Origin of the sequence: [Clostridium] ultunense DSM 10521 (assembly GCF_000511955.1) — a bacterium.
Lineage (GTDB): Bacteria > Bacillota > Clostridia > Tissierellales > Tepidimicrobiaceae > Schnuerera > Schnuerera ultunensis.
The window spans coordinates 1-6,081 of sequence record NZ_AZSU01000009.1 but is presented as its reverse complement, the minus strand read 5'-3'; the positions used below and the strand labels follow the sequence as shown (position 1 = coordinate 6,081).

4 protein-coding genes, 1 rRNA gene and 1 pseudogene are annotated in these 6,081 nt (G+C 32.7%); all 6 read left to right on the top strand.

The annotated features are described in order from the left end of the window. Positions 1 to 261: hypothetical protein (locus CUL_RS19220; RefSeq protein WP_035143375.1), on the top strand; the 261-nt coding region annotated here is incomplete at its 5' end. A gap of 369 nt (positions 262 to 630) precedes the next feature. Next, positions 631 to 2,400: a B12-binding domain-containing radical SAM protein gene (locus CUL_RS0115440; RefSeq protein ID WP_025642609.1), complete on the top strand. Its 1,770-nt coding sequence runs from the start codon at positions 631 to 633 to the stop codon at positions 2,398 to 2,400. A 5-nt stretch (positions 2,401 to 2,405) separates the two neighbouring features. Beyond that, complete coding sequence (locus CUL_RS0115435; protein WP_025642607.1) at positions 2,406 to 3,164, top strand: hypothetical protein; 759 nt, start codon at positions 2,406 to 2,408, stop codon at positions 3,162 to 3,164. A gap of 11 nt (positions 3,165 to 3,175) precedes the next feature. After that, positions 3,176 to 4,303, top strand: a complete 1,128-nt coding sequence (locus CUL_RS0115430; protein ID WP_025642605.1) for a tetratricopeptide repeat protein — start codon at positions 3,176 to 3,178, stop codon at positions 4,301 to 4,303. Between the two features lie 79 nt (positions 4,304 to 4,382). Further along, positions 4,383 to 5,243: pseudogene (locus CUL_RS19810) on the top strand (phosphate acyltransferase). Positions 5,244 to 5,543: 300 nt separating this feature from the next. Continuing rightward, positions 5,544 to 6,081: ribosomal RNA gene (locus tag CUL_RS19580) — 16S ribosomal RNA — on the top strand; the annotation flags it as partial.

The window sequence follows — 6,081 nt, the reverse complement described above, 5'->3', positions numbered from 1 at the left end:
CTATTAGCTTTAAGAGCAAGTGGTAATCTTTATGAGACATTGGATTCATTATTTGATGATACGATCACCGATGATAAATTAGAAGAGGTAGTAGAACAGGTTGTGCAGCTATCAGCTGCAGAGGTCAATAAGAAACCTAAGGATAGTGGTATATATCCTATAAAGAAGGCTCCTATGCCTTTTGAAGGGCAACCAATGACATTTGGTAGGAAAGCCATTAGGGATCTAACAAAAAACCGTGTTGAACTTATTTTAAGATAAGATAGGTTATCTTCCGAAGGGGTAGTATGCCTAATTTTAGCTATAATATCGCTAAAAAGAAAAGAAAACATGAAAAAGAAAAGAAAAACTATAAATATAAAATCATGACCCCAAAGATAGACTTCGTTGTCAAGTCCGTAACGAAGTGGAGTGCATTTTAGGCTTGACAACTCTGGAAAATGATAAAATTAAAAGTATTTTTCTTGATTATATTGTAACGGTTGATTTCATGAGAAGGAAAGATGCCCACGAATACTTGACACACACAATAAGACAAAGGGAAATATTTTGAATTATCTACTACTATGGGTGTAGGATTAATTAGATTGTGCTATAATGTAAATAGTTTATAAAGGAAGGTAGAATAAAATGAATATTATATTGACCACATTAAATTCAAAATTTATCCATTCATCTCTATCTATTCGATATTTAAAATCTTATTCAGAAGATATGGTTCCTATAGAATTGATGGAATTTACCGTTAATCAAAATATAAATTATATTGTAGGGGAAATATATAAGAAGGACCCAGATATAATAGGATTTTCCACTTATATTTGGAATAGAGAGGAAACTTTACAGATATGTGAAATACTTAAAATTATAAAACCAGAATTAAAGATCATCCTAGGAGGACCAGAAGTATCCTTTGATGGGAAAAATATTTTAAGAAAACATTGGTTCATAGACTTTATAATTTACGGAGAAGGGGAAATAACTTTCAAAGAGTTGCTAAAAACACTTATAGATGGAAAGAATGATTATAGGGAAGTTAATGGAATAATATACAGGCAGGGAGACTTAGTAATACAAAGCCTCCCTAGAACCTTAATAAAGAACTTAGATTCCATACCCTCTCCTTATAAGGATGTGGGGGATAGCTTTAAACATAAAATTGTTTATTTTGAAAGCTCTAGAGGATGTCCTTTTAACTGTCAGTTTTGTTTATCCTCTACCATTAAAGGGGTTAGATATTTTAGCTTAGATCGGGTAAAGGAAGACTTAGACAGACTTATCGAGGGCCAGGTAAAGCAGGTGAAATTTGTAGATAGAACCTTTAATGCCAATAAGAAATATGCCATTGAGATTATGGATTTTATCATGGAAAAGGACCCAAAGGATATAAATTTCCACTTTGAGGTTACAGCCCATTTATTAGATAGGGATATGCTTGATTTTATTAAAAAGGCTAAAGAAGGGCTTTTCCAATTTGAAATAGGAGTCCAATCTACAAATTCTAAAACCATAGAAGCCGTTGGCAGGACTACGGATTTTAACAAATTAAAAAAGGTATGTAAAGAAATTAAAAGGAATAATAATATCCACCAACATTTAGACTTAATAGCCGGACTACCTTACGAAGATTATGAAAGCTTTAAGAAATCCTTTAATGATGTATATGAAATAAAACCGGAAAAAATCCAATTAGGTTTTTTAAAACTATTAAAAGGATCTGGATTGAGAAAAGATAAGGCCAAGTACAATTTTAAATTTCTGGATAAACCACCTTACGAAGTATTGGAAACAGACTATATTTCCTATGAAGATATGTTAAGATTAAAGGGCATAGAAGATTTGGTAGAAAAATACTATAATGAAGGCTATTTCAAACACTCTATTGAGTATATAGTAAATAACGAATATGAAACAGCCTTTGATTTTTTTGAAGATATTTTGGATTACTGGGAGGAAAGGAAATACCATACCATTTCCCACAGTAGAAATAGATTATACCAGATACTATTGGATTTCTATGGAGATAAGAATTTTGATAATCTAATTATTTTCCAGGAATTGATTAAATACGATTATATATTCAATAACAATAATCCTAATATTCCTAGATTCTTAAATAGGGCTGAGGTGAATTTCATCCAAAGAAAAAAACATACTATTTTGAAGGATGAAAGATTATTAAATAGCTATCTTATCCAGTATAAAGGTAGACCTACTAAAGAGATAGTAAATAAGATCCATATTGAAAATTTCAAAATAGATATTGAAGAGTTGATAAAGAAGGAATATATATTAGAAAGTAATATGTATAGAGATAGATATATACTATTTGACTATAGAGATGGCACTCTAATTAGATGTAAAACCTACGATATAACTGAATTTATCCAAGAGGAGTGATTTTCTTGAATTTGTTTGAAGATATAATTTTAGTAAATAAAAGTACATTTAAAAAGAGCATAAAAAGCTTTAGTAAGAACTGGTTTATAATCTTTACCGGCATAGTCTATGTTTTGTTAAATATAGCTATGATTTTTCTAGTCAGTACTCTATTTTCAGGTATATTGTCTATATTGGCAGGACTTATGATAGCCATTGTTAGCAGTAGCCTAATATCCAATTATTTATATCTATTATTCAATATTGTCAATTACGATAGGATAACCTGGGATAATTTTAAAGAAGGATTTAAATATTTCCTTTGGAAAGTATATGGTATATTTTTCATAGCCTGGATAGGTAGTTTTGTCTTATCATCTATTGGAGGAATATTAGGTACCAATGCAGAGATATTAAGTAGAGTAGTTAGTATTGTAATAATAGTTGGGCTTAATCCATTACCTGAAACCATCTATCAGAAATACCTTTCCTCAGGGGAAAGTATAAGATATGCTTTTGAATTTATGAAGGATAATTGGATTAATTGGGTAATACCCAATGTCTTATTCTATTTTATACTATATTTAATAACTAATACTTGGGCATTTAGTATATTTACTACCCATTTAAGTTTTAATTTTAATTTTACTTTAAAAGACGTAGGTCTCTATATTTTAGGCCAGGGACTTTTTTCATTTATAATGATATATAGAGGTCATCTATTTAAACTTTTGAGTACAAGCACACCAAGAAAGAGAATGTATATGAATAAATTCTATAATTAAAAGGTGATAATATGAAGACTGTTGATGATTATTTTTTAAAAAGGACGGATAAGGTCTCCTTTGTGCAGCTTAAAAAGGGCACATCTATTGATGTAGGTGATTATACCATTAAGGACTATATCCCCCTTCCCATAGAAACAACAACCTTAGTAAAGGAAATAAAGGAAGGAAATATTGAAGAAGAATTAAAGGTACCTCATATAATAGACGGAGCTATATATATTCTAGGTATTGACAGGGATTTTAAATATAAAATGGAATATAGAAAGATACTATATAATTATAATCCAAAGATAGAAGAATATATCTTGTTTAAAGCTTTTAAATTAATAAAAGAGGACAATCTAGAAGATGGTACAATTTTCTTTAGGGCACTAACAGGTTTAAATCCTAAAAATACAGATGGACTATTTAATTACGCCCTGTCATTAGAAAACATTGCTAAGGATTTTATAAATTCAAATCAAAAAGAAAAGGGAGAAACATTTTTAATAGACTCTACTAATCAATTGGAGACTATTTTGGATATAGACGATGGGTATGTTTTAGCTTATTATAAATTAGGTTATCATTATAAATACTACGAACAATTCCAAAAAGCTAAACTAATATGGGAAAAATATATGAAACTAGATCGGGACCATGAAAGGTTACAGGAGATAAGGGAAGAGTTAGAACTCATAGATGACGATGCAAAATTTGAAGAAGGTGTAAACTATTTGACCCATGGCCAGTATGAAAAGGCTTTAGATAGATTGATGCCCTTATCCTATAAATATAAAGAATGGTGGAATATATTTTATCTAATTGGACTAGCCTATAAGGGTTTAGGGGAATATGAAGAAGCTATAGACTTCTTCTATGAAGCTATAGATTTAGATGAAGTTCATATAAATTTATATAACGAGTTGGGCATATGCCTATTTGGTTTAGGAGATATAATGGAAGCCATCAATATCTTTACCCAAGGTATAGAACAAGATGATACAGACTACAGAATAATATTTAATAGAGGATTAGCTTATTTAAAATTAGGAATTATCGATAAGGCCAAGGAAGATATTGAAGTTGCTTATAGATTAAATCCCAATGATAGAGTTGTAAAGAATCAACTGGAAGAGTTAGAAAATTATTATTAATAATATAATTGGATATGGGAGGTTATATTTTGGGAATAAAAAATTAGACCAACTGCTAGAGGTAAAATACTAAGAGAAGATGAAATTAGCCGTTGTTGCTTCACAAGATGAAGGGGTATTAGAAGCAGTGGTAGAGGCTAGTAAGCTGGGAATTATTGAACCTATTTTTATTGGTGATGGGGAAAAAGCTAAAGAAATTAGTAGAAAACTAAATCTATCAATAGAAGATTTCCAGATTATAGATGAAAAGAATCTGGAAAGAGCAGCTGAAATAGGTGTTAAATTAGCAAGGGATAAAAAGGCAAACTTCATAATGAAAGGATTGATAGATACTTCCACATTACTCAAAGCCGTATTAAATAAGGAATGGGGGCTTAGAACCAATAGCCAATTAAGCTACGTTATGGTCTATGAGGTATCTACCTATCCCAGGCTAATCTATTTAACCGATGGGGGAATGAATCTATCTCCCGATGTAGACCAAAAAACGAAAATAATTGAAAACAGTATAATAGTTGCAAAGGCTTTAGGGAATAATAGAGTCAAGGTTGCTTGTTTAGCTGCAAAAGTAAAGGTAGACTTAAAGATGGCTGCAACAGTAGATGCCTTGGAATTAAAGGAAAGATATGGGAGGGGATTTTTTGAAGCCGGGGCAGTAGTAGATGGTCCTATGGCGTTGGGTTTGGCTATATGTTAAAAATCTGCAGAAATAAAAGGTCATGAAAGTGAAGTTGCAGGAGATGCAGATGTACTACTGGTGCCCAATATAGAGATGAGTAATGGTATTAGAAAAAGCATAACCTATTTTGCAAAGGGTAAGTCTGCAGGAATAATAATGGGAGCTAAGGCTCCAATAGTTCTGGTATCAAGAGCAGATACCTATGAATCTAAACTATATTCCATTGCCTTAGGAAGCACTATGTCCAATTATAAAAGATGATTTAAAGTTAGAGATAAATAGAGAAATTTAAAGATATTTTAACAAAACATATAAAAAACTCAATTAATAAAAGAAAATGACGTTTTTTAAACGTTGAACACCTGATAAAAATATGTTAAGTTATTAAATGTCGTCAGAAAAACAGGCGATAACAAAGTCAAAGAATTAGACATAAAACTTTGTAAAAAATATTGACAAGAACCTCATAATATGCTATGCTAATATAGCATCACAAATGAACCTAGACAACTAAACAGTGTGAAGTACTTTGAGTAAGAAATATTTTAACAGGCAAACTTTTTAAATGAGAGTTTGATCCTGGCTCAGGACGAACGCTGGCGGCGTGCCTAACACATGCAAGTCGAGCGAAGAATTTATCATGAAGCCTTCGGGTGGAATGATAAACTTCTTAGCGGCGGATGGGTGAGTAACGCGTGAGGAACCTGCCTTCCACAAGGGGATAGCCTCGGGAAACCGGGATTAATACCCTATGAAACTTAGAAATCGCATGATATTTAAGTTAAAGCGTTAGCGGTGGAAGATGGTCTCGCGTCCCATTAGCTAGTTGGTGAGTTAAAAGCTCACCAAGGCAACGATGGGTAGCCGGCTTGAGAGAGTGACCGGCCACACTGGAACTGAGACACGGTCCAGACTCCTACGGGAGGCAGCAGTGGGGAATATTGCACAATGGAGGGAACTCTGATGCAGCGACGCCGCGTGAGCGATGAAGGCCTTCGGGTCGTAAAGCTCTGTCCTATGGGACGATAATGACGGTACCATAGGAGGAAGCCCCGGCTAACTACGTGCCAGCAGCCGCGGTAATACGTAGGGGGCGAGG